The 2,124-nt window shown below is 74.9% G+C and carries 2 protein-coding genes and 1 riboswitch; both genes read left to right on the top strand.

Annotated features, from left to right (window positions below; genetic code table 11):
* Positions 1–58 precede the first annotated feature (58 nt).
* Positions 59–170, top strand: a riboswitch (TPP riboswitch).
* Entirely contained in the window at positions 167–805 is a 639-nt protein-coding gene (locus tag I5E_RS13045; protein ID WP_148286967.1) for an ECF transporter S component, read from the top strand. (Overlaps the previous riboswitch by 4 nt.)
* A partial coding sequence (locus I5E_RS13050; protein WP_022907377.1) for an ABC transporter ATP-binding protein occupies positions 802–2,124 on the top strand: 1,323 nt, incomplete at its 3' end. The genes I5E_RS13045 and I5E_RS13050, both read left to right, overlap by 4 nt.

A 2,124-nucleotide genomic window follows, 5' to 3' on the forward strand; every position in this document is an offset into this window, starting at 1 on the left:
CCTCCTGTCCGTCGTGCGGTCGCGATCCGTCACCCGGTCGCGCACGCGTTTATGATGGTGGGACACACACGGGAGTCCGGGACCGCCGGGCTGAGAGGGAGCGAGTGGCGCTCCGACCGTCGAACCTGATCCGGGTCATGCCGGCGCAGGGAGGAGTCCTCGAATGATGCCCATCGGCACGTCGTCAGCAGTACCGTCCACCGTCACCCGTTCACTGCGGTGGCGCGTCGTCGACATCGTCGTCGCGAGCGTGCTCGCCGTCGCGATCGGTGTCGTCTTCAAGCTCTGGGAGTTCGGCTACGAGCCGATCAGCGCCGTGATGGCGCTCGTGCTGCCCGGCACGCAGGCGCTGTTCGGCGGCGTCTGGCTGCTCGCCGGCCCCGTCGTCGCGATCATCGTCCGGAAGCCGGGCGCCGCGCTCTACGCCGAGGTGGTCGCCGCCTCGGTCGAGGCGCTCCTCGGCACGCAGTGGGGGTTCCTCACGCTCGAGGCCGGCCTCGTGCAGGGGCTCGGCGCCGAACTGGTGCTCGCCCTCTTCCTGTACCGCGTCTACCGTCTGCCGGTCGTCGTGCTCGCCGGGGCCGCGGCCGGCCTCGCCCTGGGCATCAACGACACGGTGCTCTGGTACCCCGGGCTCGACCTCGCGTTCAAGGTCGTCTACGTCGTCTCGGCGATCGTCTCGGGTGCGCTCATCGCGGGCGTCGGCTCGTGGTTCCTCGTCCGCGCCCTCGCCGCGACGGGCGTCCTGTCGTCCTTCGCCGCCGGTCGCGAGCACGCCAGGCGCCGTCCGCGCGTCGTCGCGTGACCAGCACCGCCGCGCGGATCACCTTAGAGGACTGGGGCTGGCGGTACGCGGAACGTGACGCCTGGGCCGTCCGAGGCGTCGACCTCCGGGTGGAACCGGGGGAGCGGGTCGCGGTCGTCGGCCCGTCCGGCGCCGGCAAGTCGACGCTCCTGCGGGCCGTCGCGGGCGTGCTCCCGGACGAACCCGACGCCGCCGACGACACCGCCGCCTCGGTCCGGGGAACGGTCCTCGTCGACGGTGCCGAACCCCGTGCGGTCCGCGGGCGCGTCGGCCTCGTCATGCAGGACCCCGAGGCGCACACCGTGATGTCCCGCGTCGGCGACGACGTGGCGTTCGGCTGCGAGAACGCCGGGGTCCCGCGCGACGAGACCTGGCAGCGCGTCCGGCACGCGCTCGAGGTCGTCGGCCTCGACCTGCCGCTCGACCGGTCCACCACGATGCTGTCCGGTGGGCAGCGGCAGCGGCTCGCGCTCGCCGGTGTGCTCGCCATGCGCCCGGGAGCCCTCGTGCTCGACGAGCCGTGCGCGAACCTCGACCCTGCCGGGGTCGTGCAGGTCCACGACGCCGTCCGGGCGCTCCTCGACGAGACCGGGGCGACCCTGCTCGTCGTCGAACACCGGATCGGCACCTGGCTGGACCTGGTCGACCGGCTCGTGCTGCTCGAACCGGCCGGCGGTGTCGTCGCCGACGGTGCGCCGGTGGATGTCCTCGCCGCCCACGGCCCGGCGCTCACCGCCGCCGGCGTCTGGGTGCCGGGATCGGAGCCCGCGCGCGGTTCGGCTCGTCGGAGCACCCGCAGGCCGCCGCGAACGGGCGGAACGGGCGCGGTCGCCACCGGGGGACCGAGCGGATCCCGCCCGTCCGACGAGGCGGAAGCGGACGGCGGCACGGACGCACCCGTGGGCGACGCCGTCCTGCTCGCGGCGCGCGGGCTCGCGACCGCCCGGGGTCGGCGGCAGCCGGTCGGGAGCGGGATCGACCTCGACGTCCGGGCCGGACGCGTGCTCGCCGTCACCGGGCCGAACGGTGTCGGCAAGTCGACGCTCGGCCTCACGCTCGCCGGACTCCTGCGCCCGGCCGCCGGCTCCCTCCGCGCGGGCACGGCCCTCGCCGACGGGATCGGCGACGCGCCCGCCGCCTGGACGAGCACGCAGCTGGCCGGTCGGATCGGCACGGTCTTCCAGGACCCCGAGCACCAGTTCGTCGCCCGCACCGTCCGCGAGGAACTCGCCGTCGGCCCCCGGGCACTCGGCGCACCGGACGTCGACGAGCGGGTCGACGAGCTGCTCGACGCGTTCGGTCTCGCGCACCTGGGGACG

Source organism: Curtobacterium sp. B18 (assembly GCF_000333375.1).
Classification (GTDB): Bacteria; Actinomycetota; Actinomycetes; order Actinomycetales; family Microbacteriaceae; genus Curtobacterium.

Coding starts and splice junctions, on each gene's coding strand:
- I5E_RS13045 (WP_148286967.1), top strand. CDS start 167: ATGCCCATCGGCACGTCGTCAGCAGTACCGTCCACCGTCACCCGTTCA.